This window comes from Acinetobacter sp. Root1280, from assembly GCF_001425285.1.
Lineage (GTDB): Bacteria > Pseudomonadota > Gammaproteobacteria > Pseudomonadales > Moraxellaceae > Acinetobacter > Acinetobacter guillouiae.
This window is the reverse complement of record NZ_LMED01000025.1, coordinates 43,316-63,040: the sequence shown is the minus strand read 5'-3', so window position 1 is coordinate 63,040 and position 19,725 is coordinate 43,316. Positions and strand designations below refer to the sequence as shown.

At 39.5% G+C, this 19,725-nt stretch carries 17 protein-coding genes; 11 read left to right on the top strand and 6 right to left on the bottom strand.

Translation table 11 applies throughout. From position 1 onward, the window contains the following. The first annotated feature begins 123 nt into the window (after positions 1-123). The 4 genes from xerD to thrC all read left to right on the top strand — a co-directional run bounded on the left by xerD (position 124) and on the right by thrC (position 4,681). Complete coding sequence (gene xerD, locus ASC84_RS15990; protein ID WP_056516585.1) at positions 124-1,041, top strand: site-specific tyrosine recombinase XerD; 918 nt, start codon at positions 124-126, stop codon at positions 1,039-1,041. A gap of 122 nt (positions 1,042-1,163) precedes the next feature. After that, positions 1,164-1,976 (top strand): thioredoxin fold domain-containing protein, encoded by an 813-nt coding sequence (locus tag ASC84_RS15985; protein ID WP_056516582.1) that lies wholly within the window; start codon positions 1,164-1,166, stop codon positions 1,974-1,976. A 125-nt stretch (positions 1,977-2,101) separates the two neighbouring features. Continuing rightward, positions 2,102-3,406: a homoserine dehydrogenase gene (locus ASC84_RS15980; protein ID WP_004718385.1), complete on the top strand. Its 1,305-nt coding sequence runs from the start codon at positions 2,102-2,104 to the stop codon at positions 3,404-3,406. A gap of 135 nt (positions 3,407-3,541) precedes the next feature. Continuing rightward, on the top strand, positions 3,542-4,681 hold the full coding sequence (gene thrC / locus ASC84_RS15975; RefSeq protein ID WP_004718388.1) for a threonine synthase: 1,140 nt from the start codon (positions 3,542-3,544) through the stop codon (positions 4,679-4,681). A gap of 289 nt (positions 4,682-4,970) precedes the next feature. Here thrC and pbpG read toward each other — a convergent pair whose 3' ends face one another. Beyond that, positions 4,971-6,026 carry a D-alanyl-D-alanine endopeptidase PBP7/8 gene (pbpG, locus tag ASC84_RS15970; RefSeq protein WP_056516579.1) on the bottom strand — a complete coding sequence of 352 codons (1,056 nt, stop codon included), beginning with the start codon at positions 6,024-6,026 and terminating at the stop codon, positions 4,971-4,973. Positions 6,027-6,258: 232 nt separating this feature from the next. Here pbpG and ASC84_RS15965 point away from each other — a divergent pair, with 232 nt between their 5' ends. The 3 genes from ASC84_RS15965 to ASC84_RS15955 are packed head-to-tail and all read left to right on the top strand — an operon-like array spanning position 6,259 to position 9,932. Further along, positions 6,259-6,894, top strand: coding sequence for a response regulator (locus ASC84_RS15965; RefSeq protein ID WP_004718392.1), 636 nt, complete (start codon positions 6,259-6,261; stop codon positions 6,892-6,894). Between the two features lie 36 nt (positions 6,895-6,930). Then, positions 6,931-8,499, top strand: coding sequence for a PAS domain-containing sensor histidine kinase (locus tag ASC84_RS15960; protein WP_056516576.1), 1,569 nt, complete (start codon positions 6,931-6,933; stop codon positions 8,497-8,499). Between the two features lie 17 nt (positions 8,500-8,516). Next, positions 8,517-9,932: a sigma-54 dependent transcriptional regulator gene (locus tag ASC84_RS15955; protein WP_056516575.1), complete on the top strand. Its 1,416-nt coding sequence runs from the start codon at positions 8,517-8,519 to the stop codon at positions 9,930-9,932. Positions 9,933-10,134: 202 nt separating this feature from the next. On the opposite strand, the gene ASC84_RS15950 is transcribed toward ASC84_RS15955, so the two are convergent. The 4 genes from ASC84_RS15950 to lptF all read right to left on the bottom strand — a co-directional run bounded on the left by ASC84_RS15950 (position 10,135) and on the right by lptF (position 15,221). Further along, entirely contained in the window at positions 10,135-11,313 is a 1,179-nt protein-coding gene (locus ASC84_RS15950; protein ID WP_056516572.1) for a S41 family peptidase, read from the bottom strand. 35 nt (positions 11,314-11,348) lie between these two features. Then, entirely contained in the window at positions 11,349-12,896 is a 1,548-nt protein-coding gene (gene gpmI / locus ASC84_RS15945) for a 2,3-bisphosphoglycerate-independent phosphoglycerate mutase (protein WP_056516569.1), read from the bottom strand. A 154-nt stretch (positions 12,897-13,050) separates the two neighbouring features. Continuing rightward, a complete protein-coding gene (lptG, locus tag ASC84_RS15940) occupies positions 13,051-14,121 on the bottom strand; it encodes an LPS export ABC transporter permease LptG (RefSeq protein ID WP_056516566.1) in 1,071 nt (356 codons plus the stop codon). Next, entirely contained in the window at positions 14,121-15,221 is a 1,101-nt protein-coding gene (lptF, locus tag ASC84_RS15935; RefSeq protein WP_035371793.1) for an LPS export ABC transporter permease LptF, read from the bottom strand. Before lptF ends, lptG begins: the two co-directional genes overlap by 1 nt. A gap of 144 nt (positions 15,222-15,365) precedes the next feature. Here lptF and ASC84_RS15930 point away from each other — a divergent pair, with 144 nt between their 5' ends. The 4 genes from ASC84_RS15930 to ASC84_RS15915 all read left to right on the top strand — a co-directional run bounded on the left by ASC84_RS15930 (position 15,366) and on the right by ASC84_RS15915 (position 18,283). After that, positions 15,366-16,814, top strand: coding sequence for a leucyl aminopeptidase (locus ASC84_RS15930; RefSeq protein ID WP_056516564.1), 1,449 nt, complete (start codon positions 15,366-15,368; stop codon positions 16,812-16,814). Continuing rightward, positions 16,807-17,214: a DNA polymerase III subunit chi gene (locus ASC84_RS15925; protein ID WP_004818553.1), complete on the top strand. Its 408-nt coding sequence runs from the start codon at positions 16,807-16,809 to the stop codon at positions 17,212-17,214. Before ASC84_RS15930 ends, ASC84_RS15925 begins: the two co-directional genes overlap by 8 nt. Before the next feature lie 35 nt (positions 17,215-17,249). Further along, on the top strand, positions 17,250-17,876 hold the full coding sequence (locus tag ASC84_RS15920) for a hypothetical protein (protein ID WP_056516561.1): 627 nt from the start codon (positions 17,250-17,252) through the stop codon (positions 17,874-17,876). Positions 17,877-18,064: 188 nt separating this feature from the next. Then, a complete protein-coding gene (locus tag ASC84_RS15915) occupies positions 18,065-18,283 on the top strand; it encodes a hypothetical protein (protein WP_056516559.1) in 219 nt (72 codons plus the stop codon). Positions 18,284-18,385: 102 nt separating this feature from the next. On the opposite strand, the gene ASC84_RS15910 is transcribed toward ASC84_RS15915, so the two are convergent. Beyond that, a complete protein-coding gene (locus ASC84_RS15910; protein ID WP_056516556.1) occupies positions 18,386-19,546 on the bottom strand; it encodes a hypothetical protein in 1,161 nt (386 codons plus the stop codon). Between the last annotated feature and the right edge of the window lie 179 nt (positions 19,547-19,725).

Here is a 19,725-nt window from a genome sequence, read left to right as displayed (position 1 = left end):
ACAAATGAGAATAATTACCAAGTAAGGTTTGATTACAATTCTCATTCAAATACGATATTCGACTTATGTTTTCTTTTAGTCTACATTCCATCAACAAATAAGTTTTAAACACCACCGAAGACCATGCTAAATAAGAAACCACGTATTCCTGCTGCTGTTGCCATTCCTGAAAATCTAGGCTTTTTACAGGGATTCCGTGACTATTTAATTGCGCAAACGGTCAGTCCGCATACAAGAAACGCCTATTTATCTGACTTAATTCAATGTAGTGAATGTGTAAATTCTTACCTTCCGAATTGGACACATGAAGACATTTCCGATGTACTTATTCAACTCACTAAACAAGGCAAAAGCCCTCGGTCAATTGCCCGTTCACTTTCTGCTTTACGTTCGTTTTTTAAGTTTTTACGTGAACAAAAGATTCGTTTAGATAATCCTGTCGCGACCCATAAAACCCCCAAACTCGGACGAGCATTGCCTAAAGATTTATCGGAGCAGGACGTTGAAGCACTGATCCAAGCACCAGAGGTCACAACAGCGTTAGGTTTGCGTGATCGCGCCATGTTTGAAGTGCTTTATGCTTGTGGTTTACGTGTTTCTGAGCTTCTCAATTTAAGATTAGATTTGATCAATTTAAAACAAGGCTATTTAAGAATCACAGGTAAAGGTAATAAAGAACGTTTGGTGCCTTTGGGGGGCATGGCATGTGAATGGGTGGAAAAATATTTAACTGAATCTCGCCCACAACTGTATAAATCCGCTACCGATTATCTATTTCTAACCCAACATGGCGGCATCATGAGTCGTCAAAACTTTTGGTATGCCATCAAACGTTATGCCTTACAAGCTGGGATTCAAGCAGAGCTATCACCACATACCTTACGCCATGCTTTTGCAACGCATCTTTTAAATCATGGTGCTGACTTACGCGTTGTGCAAATGCTTTTGGGGCATAGTGATTTATCGACCACACAAATTTACACCCATGTCGCACAAATCCGTATGCAACAGCTGCATGAAAAATATCATCCACGCGCTTGATGGCTGAGCATGACGTGTATATCGGCAATTTACATCCCTTAATCAAGTTTTAAAGTACACTATTAAAAATTTTGTTATGCTAATTCCCTCAAATCATGCTGAAGAAACATAAAGAGTTATTTATGCAATTGAATCGTTCAAAATTGATGTTGGCTTGTCTTATTGCAAGCACGATGGCAGTGAGTGCTTGTTCAAAAAATCCAGACTCAAAAAAAGATGACACTTTAACTGCGACAGCACCTGCAACAGGTGAGGCATCGAATTTAACTGAGCGTGATGCAAAACAACGTCTAATTCAAACATTACAAGCCAATTTCAAAAAGGCTGGCGTTCAAGCCAAAATTTTAGATGCTAAACCGACTGAAATGCCCAATCTTTATTGGATCAGCATGGAAGGCATGAGCTCAGTCTATGCAACATCTGATGGTAAATTCCTGATCCAAGGTGATGTAATCCGTTTAGGTGGCGATAAACTCAGTAGCATTGGTGACAAAATACAAGCTGCAGAAAACAAGAAATATCTTGCTGAGTTAAATATTAAGGATCTGTTGGTTTACCCTGCGCAAGGTAAGGTTAAACATGTAATCTATGTATTTACTGATGCAAGCTGCCCTTATTGCCATAAACTTCATGAACATATCAGTGAAATCACGGCTAAAGGTATTGAAATACGTTATATCGCATGGCCACGTGGTGAACAATTTATACCGACGATGGAAAGTATCTGGTGTAGTGCAGACCGTAGTGCTGCATTTAATCAAGCCATTGCTGGTACTGCGCTTCCACCTGCAAGTTGTAAAAATCCAGTTCGTGACCTGTATGCTTTAGGTCTAAAAATGGGTGTAAATGGTACCCCTGCGATCTACAATGCAGAGGGTGAATATCTGGGCGGTTATATGACTGCTGACGAAATTGAAAGCCGTTTAAATAAATAATTTTTATCAGTAAATTTACTATTATTTATAGCTCAATATAAAGATGCGTCAGGCTCTAGAGTCTGGCGCATTTTTTAGCTATGATCTAAGCTTAATATAATTTATATACATAATTGGAGTGTGACGTGAAACCAGTTCGTCTGGCAATACTCGGTCTTGGAACCGTAGGCGGTGGTGCCCTTAAACTACTACAAGAAAACGCTGCTGAAATTAGACGTCGCACCGGTCGAGAAATTGAAATTACCCACGTAGGCACGCGTCGTCCACGTCCAGATCTAAATTTACCAGCAAGCATTAAACAGAGCGCTGATCTGCTAGATATCGTCCGCCAGCCTGATGTTGATGTTGTCGTTGAAGTCATGGGCGGTATTCACCCTGCTTATGAAGTCATGATGGAAGCTATAAAACATGGCAAGCAAGTGGTAACGGCAAACAAAGCCTTACTTGCAGAACATGGCAATGAGCTATTTAAAGCAGCTGATGATCACCACGTACAAGTTGCCTTTGAAGCAGCGGTTGCCGGTGGTATTCCAATTATCAAGGTCATTCGTGAAGGCTTAGCAGCCAATAAAATTGAATGGCTGGCGGGTATCATCAATGGTACAGGTAATTTCATTCTGACTGAAATGAGTGAAAAAGGTCGTGCCTTTGCGGACGTACTTAAAGAAGCTCAAGAACTTGGTTATGCCGAAGCAGACCCAACATTTGATGTTGAAGGCATTGATGCTGCGCATAAGCTGACTATTCTTGCGTCATGTGCCTTTGGTATTCCTTTACAGTTCGATAAGGTTTATACCGAAGGTATCACCAAGATTACTGCACAAGATGTGAAATACGCTGAAGAGCTTGGCTATAAGATCAAACACTTGGGTATTGCACGTCGTTCTAGCAAAGGCATCGAACTTCGCGTACACCCAACCCTGATTCCTGAAGAAGAGCTTCTTGCCAATGTAAATGGCGTGAAGAATGCAGTTTTGGTTCAAGCCAATGCAGTTGGCCCTACATTGTATTATGGTGCAGGTGCAGGCGCAGGCCCTACTGCTTCTGCGGTTGTGGCAGATGTGGTTGATATTGTCCGTGATATCATTTACACAGAAGATGGTTCAGGTACTATTCCTCAGCTTGCCTTTGAAGCTCTTTCCGACTTGCATATCTTGTCGAGTGATGAGATGACCACAGGTTATTATTTGCGTTTAAATGCTGAAGACCAAACTGGCGTACTTGCAGATGTAACAACAATTTTAAGTCGCACTGGGATCAGTATTGATGCCATCATGCAGCAACCTCGCTTAAAAGATCTGATTCCTATCGTGATTTTGACTGATCCGATTGTCGAATCGAAAATGAATGAAGCGATTGCACAAATTCAAGCCTTACCTGCTATCCATGGCGAAATCGTACGAATTCGTTTAGAATTGCTCGATAACTAATCGGGTTTTAAACTCCTCTAAATTTGCAGCAATACCCTGCAAAGCGTCATTCAATGAATGGCTCAGCCTCTCCGAGTAGAGGCTTAGAGGTTAAAAGAATATCTTATTTGCTCTACACACAATTGGAACACCATCATGTCTAATGCCAATCGCTATACAGGACTTGTTGATCGCTATCGTGACCGCTTACCAGTATCAAAAACTACACGTGCTATTTCTTTAAATGAAGGTAATACGCCTCTCATTAAATTAGACAATATTCCCGGTATTATTGGTAAGAATGTTGAAATTTATGTGAAGTATGAAGGTTTAAACCCGACAGGTTCATTTAAAGACCGTGGTATGACCATGGCAGTGACCAAAGCGGTAGAAGAAGGCTCTAAGGCGATTATCTGTGCATCTACAGGCAATACCTCTGCTGCTGCTGCTGCATATGCTGCTCGTGCGGGTATCAAAGCATTTGTGTTAATCCCAGAAGGCAAAATTGCCATGGGTAAAATGGCACAAGCGATGATGTACGGCGCGATCACCATGCAAATTCGTGGCAACTTCGATGACGGCATGCGTTTGGTTAAAGAAGTTGCAGACCAAGCGCCGGTAACGATTGTTAACTCAATCAACCCATACCGCTTACAAGGTCAAAAGACCATTGCTTATGAAATCGTAGAAGCATTAGGTCGTGCGCCTGACTACCACTGCTTACCTGTTGGTAATGCAGGCAATATCACTGCGCATTGGATGGGTTATACCGAAGCAGTTGCTAATCAACCTGTTGAAGCATTTGAACAAGTGGTTTATGACCCTGAAACAGATAAGTTTACCGGTCCAAACCCTGAAGGTCGTCCGGTCATGGTCGGTTATCAAGCTTCTGGTGCTGCGCCATTCTTACGTGGTGGTCCTGTTGAAAACCCAGAAACAGTTGCAACAGCAATTCGTATTGGTAATCCTCAAAGCTTTAATCATGCTAAAGCGGTCGTTCGTGACTCAAATGGCTGGTTTGATGAATTAACTGATGCAGAAATTTTAGAAGCGCAACGTCTGCTTTCTATGTATGAAGGTGTATTTGTTGAACCTGCTTCTGCGGCATCTATCGGTGGTGCAATTCGTGATATCAAAGCAGGTAAAATTGCTGAAGGTTCTGTGATTGTATGTACTGTGACAGGTAATGGTCTAAAAGATCCTGATACCGCAATTAAACAATGTGAAGATGCAGTGATGTTGTCTATTGATGCAACAATGAATCAAGTGAAAGACTCTATTCTTTCAAATATGTAATAACGCATTCACATCTAAAAAAACCAGTTGTGCGCAACTGGTTTTTTATTTGCTCAAGCTAAACATTATTCTTCTTCATATTGGTCATAGTACAGATCTGATTCAGTCACACTATCTGCCTTTAATATCAATTGCTTTGTCAGCACGATTTGAAAGTGCCACCCAAACACCAGTATTCCAAATTTACACATCTCATAATCTATTTTTTATGCTTAATTTAAGCATAAAAAAGCCCTTCATATTGAAGAGCTTTTTGTCATTTAGCTGGTTAAGTGCTGTGAGAAACTGATTAGATACGTTTCGGTAAATTACTGACCCAGTTTAATAAATTGGTTGCATCATTGGTACGTGCCTGAGACGAACTTGCACCTAATAACACCACTACAGCTGGACGACTATTTACAGTGGTATGCATGACCACGCAACGCCCTGCTTCATTGATATAACCCGTTTTAGAAATATTAATATTCCAGCCACCATTACGTACTAAGGCATTGGTATTATTTGATTTCAACACGCGATAACCTAAATTAAAGTCATAATGTGCTGTTGTTGAAAATTGACGAATTAAGCCATATTGCGAAGCAGCACTGACTAAAATACCCAAATCACGAGCAGAAGAAACATTACGTGGATCTAAACCAGTAGATTCAACATAATGAGTTGAATTCATTCCCAATTGACGTGCTTTTGAATTCATTGCAGCAAAAAACGCTTGGCGACCACCTGGGTAAGTACGCGCTAAAGCTGCTGCAGCTGGATTTTCAGATTTCATCAATGCCACAAGTAACATTTCAGCACGATTCATGGTATCGCCAACTTTTAAAGTTGAACTTGAATTCTTACCACCAGCACCCGCAAAATCGATTTGTTGCAAAGTAATGTCTTCAGACATATTTAAACGGGCATCTGCGGTAATCACTGCTGTCATCAACTTGGTAATTGATGCGATAGGCAATGCCATATTGGTATTTTTACTAAACAGGACTTCACCTGTTTTTGCATCCATCACCAACGCAGCACGCGCATTTACCGATGGCTGGCTATTATAGGTATTGGTGTCATAAATCTGTACAGACTTATTGGTCAATGTTGTTGGTGCAGCATTTGATGCACGAATTGTTGTGGTTAACGTTGTTGAGCCTTTTGGAGAAATATCTTCGCCATCATCATCCAGAGAGTCACCATTGAGTAACTGGCTCGCATCTGAAGAAGACCAATTTACAGTTGCTTGTCCGCTCCCCCCCGATGAGTTCATAATGATTTCAGCAAAAGCTGTAGAACTCAAACTGAGTAGTACTGACAAACTCAGCACATGCATTAACGTTTTTTTTGGTTTTTTCACGATAACTTACTCACCTCAAGGAGGTATTCACAAACTTGCTAATTACCTCAAATATGACTTACATTTACACTCAAACGTGACTATATTAAAACAAATATTTCAATCACGCCGTATTATGCGTAAATATTGAATGGATATTAGGAATAGGATTGCCAATTTTGTTATGTCTTTGCAAGTCTTTTTTGCTTTATGTAACAAAAATGTCGATATTGAGAAATTTAAGGAGGTGTAAGTGATTACTGTTTTAGTGGTAGATGACCATGAATTAGTAAGAACCGGCATCTGCAGAATGTTAGAAGATCAGACCGATATTCAAGTCATTGGACAAGCAGAATCTGGTGAAGAAGCAATTACGATTGTAAGGCAACAACATCCCAATGTGGTTTTATTGGATGTCAACATGCCTGGAATTGGTGGTGTAGAAACTACCCGTCGTTTGTTACAAACCGCACCTGATACCAAAGTACTCGCTGTGAGTGGTTTGGCTGAAGAACCCTATCCATCGCTGTTATTGAAAGCTGGAGCTCGTGGTTACATTACCAAGGGTGCACCGATCACTGAAATGGTTCGTGCAATCAAAAAAGTCATGCAAGGCGGTAAATATTTTAGTGCCGATATTGCTGAACAACTTGCAAGTTCTTATCTGTCTGATACACAAACCTCACCTTTTGACGCACTATCAGAGCGTGAAATGCAAGTCGCCATGATGGTGGTAAATTGTGTCAGTGCACAAGAAATTTCTGACAAACTCTTTGTCAGTGTAAAAACAGTCAATACTTATCGTTATCGTATCTTTGAAAAATTAGGACTTGATAGTGATGTAAAACTCACCCACCTTGCGATACGTTATGGTCTAATTAAGCCATAAATTGATTAAAACAATAATTTATCTTGAGTACGATTTATGTCGCCTACGGTAACGGTTCCTATTTATCAAACAATTTACCGTCTAGGCACACTGTATTCAGGCTATAGATTGGTTATTGCCTTTTGCTTAGTCATTATTTTTCTGATTACCCTTGAACACCAACCCGTACATTACGAATATCCCAGCTTATATTTTTATTCTCTAACCGCATTTACGCTGGTCGCAGCATTACAAATGATGCTGCTCAAGTTCTACCCGCATGGGGTTGGACGGCAATTTATCGGTTTTTTTATTGTTGATATTCCCTTTCTAAGTACCTTGGTATTTGCCCTCAATGGGCCAAATTTAGCCATCAGTATTTTGTTCGTGATTGCCGTTTTTACCGCAAATTTTCTGCTGAGTAAAAATAAAGCGCTATTCGTAACACTGGTTTCTGTGATTGCAATTATTTACCAACAGTTTTTAGGCAGCTTCTTCGATTTTTCAAATTTAAATAATATTAGTAACAGTGCCTTATTGGCTTTTTTATTTTTTATGGTCTATGGCATTGGACAGATTGCAATTAATCGCTTCCAAGTTTTAGAGTCGTTAAATACCTATCAATCTCTTGAATTATTTAAGTTACAGAACATTAACCGCTATATTTTAGAACAGATTGAAGTCGGTTATTTGGTGCTCGATGAAAAATGCAAAATTATCGTCAGTAACCCAGCTGCCTGTTTACTTTTGGGTATTTCACCACTTTACGCACATGAGCAATATCATTTATCCAGCTTTCAACCGGACTTATATGAAATCTTAAAAGATGCCTTGTTACGTGATGGCGAACGCTTCCAATTTGAATCCCAACAGTCCTCGTATACAGTCGATATTCGCGTACAAAAATTGATTGTTCCGCATCAAGCACTCACGCTTTTAGTCCTCGAAGATGCACAAAAAATTAATCAAAAGGTACAACAACTCAAACTTGCCGCACTTGGTCAATTATCGGCCAGTATTGCCCATGAAATTCGCAATCCGCTTGCCGCCATTGCGCAGGCCAATGATCTCTTTATCAGCAGTGATCCAGAACAACAAATTATTTTAAATCAAATGATTACCAAACAGACCATCCGTATCAATAATATTATTAAAGATACCTTAGATATGGCAAAAAATAAAAAGATCCATACCTCAAAAATTAATTTTCAAGAATTTGTTGATGACTTATTACGCCATGATTTAGGGGATGCTCAGGAAAAAATCAAATTAGAAATTCAAGCTGATGTTTGGATCTATTTTGATGACTCCCACCTGCGACAAGTTTTAATCAATTTAGTGCGTAATGCATTACGTCATAATGATCAAAATGCTGAACACATTTTAGTGCAAACGTTTAAAAATGAATCACATGTATATATCGATGTGATTGATTATGGGAAAGGCGTCACAAAACAAGATCTTTCGCAATTATTTCAGCCATTTTTTAGTACCGAAATCAATGGAACTGGTTTAGGATTGTACCTATCGCAGACGATATGCGAAGCGAATCAAGCGAAACTAATTTACGTAGAGCAAAAACAACAAGGGGCGTGCTTCCGTATCGAATGCCCACTCATGGATTAGATTAGGTTTTTGGGGATATGACTACACGACAACCATTGGTTTTACTTGTAGATGATGAACAAGATTTATGTATGTTAATGCAAATGAGCCTTTCTCGAATGGGCATCAAAACGCATATGGCACACCATTTACAACAAGCCAAATATTTTTTTAGTGAATATAAATATGATGCCTGTATTACCGATTTAAACCTCCCTGATGGCAGTGGTTTAGATTTGGTTAAGCATGTATCACAGCATTATCCTAAAACGCCTATTGCAGTCTTAACTGCATATGGAAATATGGAAATTGCGATTGCCTCGCTGAAAGCAGGTGCTTTTGATTTTGTCAGCAAACCGATTAACCAATTACATCTGCAACAGCTTTTACAAAAAGCTTTGCATGTACCACAGTTAAGAGAAACTATCAGCGATGCGCCGCTTGAGGAATCAATGCTCATCGGTGATTCACAGGTCATTCGTAAGTTAAGAGAATCGATTAAAAAAATTGCTCGTTCACAAGCACCAGTATTTATCACGGGTGAATCTGGAACAGGTAAAGAAGTAGTTGCCAATCTCATCCATCTACTCAGCAACCGCAGTGATAGCCCTTTTGTTGCGATTAATTGTGGTGCAATTTCTGAAGAGTTGATGGAGAGTGAGCTATTTGGGCATAAGAAAGGCTGTTTTTCAGGTGCAACTCAAGACAAACAAGGCCTTATTCAAGCTGCCAATGGTGGCACCCTGTTTTTAGATGAAATTGCAGAACTTTCTTTGGCCATGCAAGCCAAACTGTTACGAGCTTTACAAGAAAAGAAAATTCGTCCTCTAGGCAGTGATACCGAAATCGAAGTTGATTTTCGTATTATCAGTGCAACACATCAAGATATTGAAGCATTCGTTGAACAAGGCAAATTCCGTCATGATCTGTTCTTTAGAATTCATGTGATGGATATTGTGCTCCCGCCATTGCGCGAACGTGATTGTGATATTTTGATTTTAGCCAATCATTTTCTTCAGCAAATTTGTACAGAGTGGCGTATTTCAACCAAGTCATTCACTGAACAAGCCAAAGCTTTTCTTTTGCAACAACATTACTCAGGCAATGTTCGTGAATTACGCAATATCATTGAAAAAGCCATTACCATGAGTGATGAAGACTATATTGATATTCAACAGCTACAACCAGCTCCACATCGTGGTATCAATAAAGTCGAACAGCATGATTTGATGCAAATTAAAGCCTTGCCTATCGTCATGCCGAATAAAGCACAAAACATTCCAGAAGAAGGTTTGGAGCAATATTTGGAAAAAGTCGAAAAAGAGGTGCTGTTATCTGCGTTAAATCAAACCCATTGGAATCGTACTTTAGCTGCGAAGAAATTGGGCATGACGTTTCGTTCTTTACGCTACCGTTTGAAAAAGTTTGGTTTAGATACCGATGATGATGAATAAAGGCAACCTATATTCTTCATCATAATATCAATTCAAACGCTTTTGCTTTTTACATGGTTACAGCGTGGCGATATGGATGTTGTCGTTGGGGAGGGAGGGTAGAACGCCTCCTTGCCCAACACAACATGATTTAACTGCCGAATGTCAGATGTAGCAGCATAAACTGCTACAGTGTTATAAATTCACTTTTCTGCACTCAACTTTATCTATCACGATGTTTTAATAATTGATCTGCAACATTATTTAAATAAGTTTCTTCTTTTTGATCCAAAGCCCATGGATATTCCAAATTAGGGCGAATGCCTTGTCCGTCAATCATATTGCCATTAGGCGTATAATAATGCGAAACCGTCATTTGTAATGCAGCGCCATTTGGCAATGGAAATAACTTCTGCACAACGCCTTTGCCATAGCTTTTTTCACCAATGACCCAAGCACGCTGATGCTCTTTCATTGCAGCCGTAAAAACTTCTGCTGCAGATGCCGAACGACCATTAATCAAAATACCTAATTTGGTATTGGACGACTCATCACCCGGTAAGGCTTGGAATTGTTGATTGCCTTCTGAACGGCTTTTGGTAGAAACAATCGTTCCCTGAGTTAAAAACAGATCAGCCGTTTCAACAGCCGCTGAGAGTAAACCACCGGGGTTATTGCGCAAATCGAACAACACGGCTTTTACTTTTTGAGTGCTATATTCTTCAATTAAACGTTTAATTTCATTGGCCGTATCTTGTTGAAAGACTTTGACTTTAAGAACCAAAACCTGATTATGCAACATAACCGGCTCTATATCCGCCACTTCCAATTTTCGATTTCTGACCACAGTGATTGCTGGACTTTTTTCATTCAGTTGCAACTGAAAAGTTGAACCAATTGAGCCATGTAATAAATCTTCGACTTGTTGGGCATTTAAATTTTTAAGTTCTTGATTTTCAATTTTAAAAATAGTGAAGCCATTTTTTAAACCGAGTTTAAATGAGTCTGAATTATCGCGTAAATTCTTCACTTTCCATTGATGAATATGACTATCAAAAGCCAATTCAAAGTCAGCAGTCGCAAGGTCACTTTCCGTATATTGCATCAACTGTTTATATTCTTCAGGACTTAGATAACGTGAATAGCGATCTAAACCACCTACCAGCCCTTTGATTGCCTGTAAAAACAAAACATCATCAGGTTTTTCCTGAACATAATTGTCTTTAACGATACCGTAAATTTGCACAAACTGCTCAATCGATTCAATTGGCACTTCCGCAATACTTTCTTCGACATCACCATCAAAATCAAGTGCGGCAGCATTTTCTGCCGCCCAAACTGAATGGCTCCCACAGGTCAACAATCCTGTTAATACAGCAATATATTTCCAAGCTTGAGCCATTCACACACCTAGTTCAGTTCTTAATAGAGATAATTTTATGCTTTCAATGTAATTAGATTACGGCCTTGCATTTCTGTCGGTACAGGGAGATGCATTAAACTTAAAATAGTCGGTGCAACATCTGCTAAAACTCCACCTTCAGCAATCGTCGCTGAGGTTGGTCCAACATAAATGAAAGGTACAAGTTCAGTGGTATGCTGGGTATGGACTTGACCACTCACATAATCCTGCATTTGCTCGACATTACCATGATCAGCGGTAATCAGCATGTGACCATGCTTTGCCATTACAGCTTCATATAAACGACCAAGGCTTGTATCAACCGCTTCAACTGCTTTCACTGCTGCATCAAACACGCCAGTATGACCCACCATATCACCATTGGCATAGTTCACCACCAAAAGGTCAAACTCGCCTGAATTGATCGCATCAACCAGCTTGTCGGTAACTTCTGGTGCGCTCATTTCTGGTTGTAAATCATAGGTCGCCACTTTAGGTGATGGGATTAGGATCCGTTTTTCACCTGGATATTCATCTTCACGACCACCACTAAAGAAGAAAGTCACATGAGCGTATTTTTCTGTTTCAGCAATACGTAACTGCGTTTTGCCTAAAGAAGATAAGTATTCACCAATTGAATTTTTTAAACCTTCTGGCATATATGCCACTGGTGCATCTATCGTCGCTTGATAACGCGTTAACATTACAAATTTAGATAGATGTGGTACTACTTTACGCTCAAAACCTGCAAAGTCTTGCTCTACAAATGCTTTGGTAATTTCACGGGCACGGTCTGCACGGAAATTCATAAAGACCACACTGTCGCCATCTTGGATTTTTGCAATTTCACCAATACGGGTTGCTTTAACAAATTCATCATTTTCATTGGCTGAATAAGCTTGCTCTAAACCTTCAACAGCTGAATCAACAACACGTAAAGCTTCTCCTTCAGTCATCAGACGGTAAGCTTGTTCCACACGATCCCAACGATTATCACGATCCATGGCAAAGTAACGTCCAATCATCGTGGCAATACGGCCTTGATTTGGATATTGTGCAAATACCGCATCGAGTTTTTCTAAAGAAGGTTTTGCACTCCGTGGTGGTGTATCACGACCATCTAAGAACGCATGTAAATAGACTTTTACCCCACGCTTCAAGGCAAGCTCACACATCGCAATAATATGGTCTTGATGAGAGTGGACACCACCCTCTGACAACAATCCCATGATGTGTAATGCACCATTGGCCGCTTTGGCTTTTTCTACCGCATCAATCAAAACTTCATGCTCGAAAAAATCGCCTGTACGGATGTCTTTGGTAATACGAGTAAAATCTTGATACAGCACACGACCTGCACCCAAGTTCATATGACCAACTTCTGAGTTACCCATTTGCCCATCTGGCAAACCGACATCTTCACCTGAACCTGAAATTAAACTATGCGGATGCTTTTCTTGCATCATGGTTAGATTTGGCGTTTTTGCTGCTAAAAACGCATTATCTTCGACCGCTTCACGATGACCCACACCATCCATAATCACCAGAACGTGAGGGATTTTGCCAGCAGTTGCATCCGTCATGATTTACACTCTTTACTGTTTACAAATTAATCGTTACATCTTACCGTTTTTTTACGGCAGACTCTATGCTATGACCATGGCAAAAACGGGTTGCCATCATCTAAATTTCTAATCTAGTTAAAATCCTACTAAACTAAGCGATTGATTCATCAGATTATCTTGCTCTATACAACAAATAACTGCCGATACCAAACATCAATACAATTGGCAAAAATACAAACCAAGCTGGCGATGGTGCATAGACCAAACTCGCATAACCCAAGAAGTCTTGTATGTAATAGAAGCCCAAACCAACAAATAATGCGATCACTAAACGAAAACCCATAGATTGTTGACGCAAAGGCCCAAAAATAAATGAACAGGCAATCAAGACCAAAGCAAGCAATGCAAATGGTGAACCGATATTTTTCCAGAAAGCCAACAGATACGTCTTAGGTACTTGGCTATATTCATGCATATATTGCATAAAACTCAATAACTGCGTAGGTGCTAAGTCCTCAGGATTGATGGTCACCATATGCACATATTTCGGTTGCAATGCGAGCGCTAGATCCTGTTGGTTTTTATTGACAACCTGAGCTTGACCATTGGCCAATAAATTGACTTGGGCACTTTGTTTTAAATTCCATTGACCTTCTTTTAAGAACTGCCCTTCTTCCGAATTTAACAATGATTTCATTCGATAATTTTCGTCAAAATCGACAACTTGAACTTGTTTTAACGTTCCTTGTGAATTGGCATAATCAATATAAATAAAGCGTTGCCCTTCACGTGTCCAATAGCCTTTAACTTCCCCAAGCGCCGCAACACTGCGATGGCTTTTAATACTTTTCGCCTGCTCATTGGTATAAGGAATCACAAATTGCGTCAATAAAAATGAAAGCACCACCAAAAGCATAGCAGAACGCATCACCCAACCGACAATACGCCAGAGACTAATACCCGCTGCTCGCATCACAATCAATTCACTGTTGGAAGCCATTGAGCCTAAGCCCAATACAGCGCCGATCAAGGCAGCAATTGGAAGAATCTCATACAAATAACGAGGTGCACCCCATAAAACATATTGCAATGCATTCCAAGCGGTATAGCCTTGTTTTAGATCACTTAACTCACCCAAATAGGTGAATAAGATCTGTAAGCTGGCAAGAACTGCTGTCGCACCTAACATGGCGAGCAAGGTGGTTTTCGTCACATGTTTTGCGACAATTCTACGTGCTAACATTATGATTTTACTCGCTGTATTTGCTTTTTAATCTTAGGTGCTAATTTCTGTTTTCTTGAAAATAGAGCGGCAGCAACAGCATAGAATAATAACACTGCAGGATATGCCCAAACACCCACCTCATCCTTACTGATACGAGTTCGTATTGCCATAAGTGCCACAATTAAACTGGCAAAAATCAATAATGCAGGGAAAAGTTTGAGATAGCGACCTTGTCTAGGGCTGACTTCACATAGTGCTGTTGCCAGCATTAAGGCGACAATAATAGAAAATGGAACAAATAAACGCCATCCCAATTCACTTGCCACAACGGGGTCATTTCTATTTTCAAGCAATTTGCCAAATGATAGCCCCTCGACTTCATCACTTTCAAACTTGGCTTCTTTATTATTTTCTAAACGCAAACGATATGATTGGAATTCAGTTTGACTATATTTGGGTGTTCCAGGATAAATTTCATAACGACGGCCTTGGACTAAATCGACAACACTGGCAGTTTCATTGGCAATTTCAATCCGTGTTGCTTCCTTTGCCAAAATCATGACATCAGGTTTACCTTCTTTTTCAGCACGTTGATAAAAGAAAATATCTTTTAGATTTTTACGATCTTCAGATAAAGAGCCAGCATAAATCGTATAAGCTCCCGAAGAAATAAACTCACGTGGCCGAACTAAATCAAAGCCCGTTCGTACCGCTTGTGTAGAGATCAGTTGCTCATATTGACGAATTCCCCATGGAGACATCCAGATCATTAAGACACTTTGTACACACAAGTAAATAACGGTCAGTGGGATCAATAATCTGGCGACTTGAATACGGCTAATACCACTCCCGTTCAGTACCGCCATTTCATGATCGACATATAAACGACCAAAAACCAGCATCAACCCAATAAAGAAACCCAAAGGAAGAATTAAAGTCAAAAACTCAGGTAAACGAAAACCGATAATACTCAATAGAATACTCGGATCTACACGCCCCATAGCAGCTTGGCCAAATCGTTTAATCAATTGCCCACCCATCATAATGACTGTCAGTAATGTGACAACCACAAGAGAGGTCGAAACGACTTGTTTGACAAGGTAACGTCGAATAATCAAATTAATCTTCCAAATAAGGGTAATATCGTGATGTAGCGCTAGTTTACCCGAAGTTAAAATTATAAAACTAGATTGAAATTCTACCATTTGAAGTGGTTCAATGGTTTAATGATTTGAAATGTACAAAAGGCACAAAGACAACACATGAAACTTACGATCAATACGTCATTTTCAGCGTCTACATCTAGCCAGTCGTTATTTATTCTGGTGGATTCTGAAAACGCTAAGCAAGCTCAAGAAACATATAAAATCAATGACTTGAGCAGCATAATTGAAGACACTCAATTCAAAGCAAGTTTAAACGAAACTCTACCACTTATCGGAAAGCTAACTCAAGTTACGCAATGTACTTTAGTCGGCATAGATAAAGCCTCCGAAATTAAAGCCGCGAAATTAGCAAAAATCGCACAAACCATTATCAAAGCTTCACAAAAAAAATTCCAAAAAATTAGCATTGATATTTCGGCTTTGCCGTCTGAGTTACATTATTTATTTGCATTAAATTTGACGCAAGCTGCGTATGCTTATGATGAATTCAAATCGAAGAAGAATGAATTTACTTTAGAAAATATTGAATTTATTGCAACGCAATCGAGTCTGAGTGCAGAGCAGATCACGCTTATTGAAGCTGTTCAAAAAGGACAAAACTTTGCTCGTGACTTAGGTAACTGCCCTCCTAATATTTGCTTCCCTGAATATTTAGCAGAACAAGCACATGCTTTAGCAGCTGAATTCCCTGAGCTTTTACAAGTGACTGTGCTTGAAGAACAACAACTTGCTGATCTAGGCATGCATGCTTTTCTTGCGGTAAGCAAAGGTTCTGATCGTCCAGGGCGTGTGATTACGCTTGAATATAAAGCCAATCCTGATCAAGCACCGATCGTGCTCGTGGGTAAAGGTGTGACTTTTGATACAGGTGGTATTTCATTAAAACCAGGCTTAGGCATGGATGAAATGAAATTTGATATGTGTGGTTCAGCATCTGTACTGGGTACGATTCGTGCACTCTGTGAAGCGAAACTCCCGATTCATGTTGTCGGTGCAATTGCCGCCGCTGAAAATATGCCTTCTGGTCATGCAACTCGCCCTGGTGATATTGTAACCACCATGAGTGGGCAAACGGTTGAAATCCTGAATACTGATGCCGAAGGTCGTTTAGTCCTTTGTGATACCTTAACCTATATTAAGCGCTTTAATCCTGCATTAGTGATTGATATTGCAACACTGACTGGTGCTTGTGTGGTCGCTTTAGGTTCAGTGGTTTCTGGTTTATTTACACCAGATGATGAACTTGCAGAAGAAATTACAGCAGCAGGACACACTGCATTTGACCGTGTATGGCGTATGCCCGTATATGACGATTATCAAGAACAACTTGATTCGCCATTTGCCGATATTGCCAATATTGGTGGCCCAAAAGCTGGTGCAGTTACAGCGGCCTGTTTCTTACAACGCTTTACCCGTGACTATCGTTGGGCACACTTAGATATCGCAGGTACAGCGTGGAATTCTGGTGCAAATAAAGGTGCAACCGGCCGTCCAGTACCATTATTGATGCAGTTAATCGCCAACCGTGTACAAAAGAATGGCTAAAATTAGCTTTTATTTGTTTGAAAAAAGCCCTGAACGGCAGGTCGAAAGTGCCTGTCGTTTATGTCGTAAAATTTTACGAAATGCAGCCAAAGTTTGGTTGCATTGCCCTGATGTAGACATGCAGCAACAACTGGATGAACGTTTATGGAGTTTTGATCCGACCAGTTTTATTGCGCATGGAATTGATCAAATTGATGCACCGATCTGTATTTCTTCAAGATTACCTGAGTCTTTAGACTGGATTGTGTTTAATTTTAACAATCAAGCACTTGAACAAGTGACACAATTTAGTCACATTATAGAAATTATTGAAAATGCTGAGTCAGCAAAACAAATTGGTCGAGAGAAGTATAAAGCCTATCGACGAATGGGTGTTTCGCCTCAAACATTTAAACTTTAATTCTTCATTCTCATTTTATATCAAGGAGATGCGTGGTGACATTAAATGTCGGTCAAGATTTTAAAAAGCGCTGGTTAGATACGCCTGAAGCGGTACGCCAAACTTTTGTAGATGACCTCAACCGCATCTGTGACCTTCTCAGCCCGACAACAAATGTACAGGACTGGCTAAGTAACGACCAACGCCAAATGCAAGTGGCGCAACTCCAAGTTGAACACGCCTATGCTGAGCTAAAAGCCCAGCTGATTGAAGAAGCGCGAATCCGTAGACAATTGGCTCTTGAAAAATCTTTAGCTGAAAAACGAGCATTACAGCACGCATATAATTTAGAACTACAACAAGATGAAATTCAGCAGTTTGAACATCAACAATTGACCTTACAAAATTTACGTCAACAAATTGATATTGAAATTTCAGAATATAGTGAAAAATACTCTAAAAATCCTGATTATCCAGCAATAGATTATGCCAATGGGCAATTCCGCATCACAGATGCGCAAATGACTTCAGAGTTGGAAAGTGTTCGCCTACGTCTTGAGTTAGAAGCAGAAACGCTCATCGAACAGAGCCTAAATGCTTTACGTAGCAAACTACAAACTGCGGCAAAAGAAGAGATTGAATATATTTTGGCAAATTCGAATTTTTCGGCAGAGAAAAAATAAAGTTTATTTATTTTAATCGGATATCCATGTTTACTTGTCACGAAAATGCAATATTAATGTCACATGATAGTCATCTCGGATGGCTTTAAAGCTTATGTGTACAGGTTAAAAATATTTTAAGTGATCAACTCAGTGAGTTTTTATTTTCAAGATAAAAATTTCCAATCACTTGCATCAGGATGAATAAAATGGATCTGCTTAACCACATTTCGAACCAAATTGCGCGACTACATTCAGGTGAAAAATGGACTGTTTCTATACAAGATTTACTGATTAGCCGTGTAGATTTTCAATCGCTTTCAGTATTTCTTTCTCGGGAATCTGAAAAAGGGACGTTCTCACTGACAGATACAGACAAACTAAAATCGCGCTTTGAACATACCTCTTTGACGATTATCAAAAACTAATTAAGCCTGATATTTTGTCTCCTTCTCAAAGCAATTTCTTAGATAAACCAAAGTCTCATTTCGGCTTTGGTTTATCTAAATGTAGTGTGGAAACACAAAACCTCAACAGATAATTTTTGAAATTAGCTTTGCTTCAACCCGCAAGGTCTCATTGTTGTTTTGATCAATTTCAACCAAATATTTTCCATTGGAATAAAAAATAGAATTGTCTTTTAAAGCAAAACTCATCACGCCCTTTTTTAATACGATCATCTCACCAGAAGCTGTCATCTTGATCAACTCCCAAGAGTTTGGAATCATCCCTGGATATTTTTCGCCCGCCTTCTGATTACGTTCTAAATTTTGCTGAGCCTTAATCAAATTACCTTCAACAAATAACTCTTCTTCTGACTTTTGTTGCGATTTGGCTGGATTATTTCCAGACGTTGTTTTTAACGATTCACCCGTATAGCGTTGAGTAAAGAAATCCAACCACCCCACAATCGCACGAATAATTTTAAAAGGCGCAAAAATAATATCTTTAAACGTTGTTAAAGGAGATTGGTGAGAACCATCACGGGAATATGGGCGCTTAATAAAGTACAAATTGCCCAGCCCATCCATTTTCGGTTTAAAGAAATCAAACTTTGGATTTGAAGCGATTGTTTGCAACTCGCCTGTTCCCATATCCAAATGAAAAATTTCTTTGGGACTATAGGCAATACGATGTTCACCATAGGCTAAACCACACGAATCATAATATAACTGCGCGGTATCTCGCGGATCAAAACATGGATTTGAATCCTGACAATCCCCTTCGGTCAAATACTGTGTTCGATTGGCGTCTAAAGGTAAAATACAAATATGTCGTTCATAGCCCTGTGTGTTGACGGATAGTGCTAAACGCTTTTTAGACTCATCATAAGCCATGTCCTGCACCACAAAATCATTCTTTCGTAATACTAAGCCTTCGGTTTCGTGTAAATCTGTCAATGATTTGATATTGATCGAAGTGCCTTCTTGCAAACAAGCGGTATAAATCATTTTACGATCAGTAGTCAGAGCAACATCTGTTGGGAAAATATGGGTTAAATCGACTTCATCATCTTGTGAAGATGTTCGCATGAACTGTGCACCCGTACCTTTGGTTTTCCAATCTTTACGTTGTTGAATCTCAACTAAATTCTTTTTATATAAGTCAATTGCTTGGCAAGGAACCGTAATACTTTTATTCCCATCCAATAAATACAGATTTTGATTCGATAAATAAAGCAATGCTGCCATGTGTATTCCTTAATTTTACCTGCAATGGCGTGTTTCTCAATATTCCAGTTACAGTGTTTCTTGTAATTTGATTGATTTTCAATATAGCACAAGATGGTGTTCAACGATTTGTATCGGTGTTCATCAATTCTCCCATTGTACTGACTTTCAAGCACAAAAAAAGCCTTTCACGAGAGAAA

What these genes read in the sequence shown, in the direction of transcription:
- ASC84_RS15960 (WP_056516576.1), top strand. Translation starts at nt 6,931, where the DNA reads ATGTCGCCTACGGTAACGGTTCCTATTTATCAAACAATTTACCGTCTA.
- ASC84_RS15910 (WP_056516556.1), bottom strand. Translation starts at nt 19,546, where the DNA reads ATGGCAGCATTGCTTTATTTATCGAATCAAAATCTGTATTTATTGGAT.
- ASC84_RS15925 (WP_004818553.1), top strand. Translation starts at nt 16,807, where the DNA reads ATGGCTAAAATTAGCTTTTATTTGTTTGAAAAAAGCCCTGAACGGCAG.
- thrC (WP_004718388.1), top strand. Translation starts at nt 3,542, where the DNA reads ATGTCTAATGCCAATCGCTATACAGGACTTGTTGATCGCTATCGTGAC.
- ASC84_RS15985 (WP_056516582.1), top strand. Translation starts at nt 1,164, where the DNA reads ATGCAATTGAATCGTTCAAAATTGATGTTGGCTTGTCTTATTGCAAGC.
- gpmI (WP_056516569.1), bottom strand. Translation starts at nt 12,896, where the DNA reads ATGACGGATGCAACTGCTGGCAAAATCCCTCACGTTCTGGTGATTATG.
- lptG (WP_056516566.1), bottom strand. Translation starts at nt 14,121, where the DNA reads ATGTTAGCACGTAGAATTGTCGCAAAACATGTGACGAAAACCACCTTG.
- ASC84_RS15950 (WP_056516572.1), bottom strand. Translation starts at nt 11,313, where the DNA reads ATGGCTCAAGCTTGGAAATATATTGCTGTATTAACAGGATTGTTGACC.
- ASC84_RS15930 (WP_056516564.1), top strand. Translation starts at nt 15,366, where the DNA reads ATGAAACTTACGATCAATACGTCATTTTCAGCGTCTACATCTAGCCAG.
- ASC84_RS15955 (WP_056516575.1), top strand. Translation starts at nt 8,517, where the DNA reads ATGACTACACGACAACCATTGGTTTTACTTGTAGATGATGAACAAGAT.
- xerD (WP_056516585.1), top strand. Translation starts at nt 124, where the DNA reads ATGCTAAATAAGAAACCACGTATTCCTGCTGCTGTTGCCATTCCTGAA.
- ASC84_RS15915 (WP_056516559.1), top strand. Translation starts at nt 18,065, where the DNA reads ATGGATCTGCTTAACCACATTTCGAACCAAATTGCGCGACTACATTCA.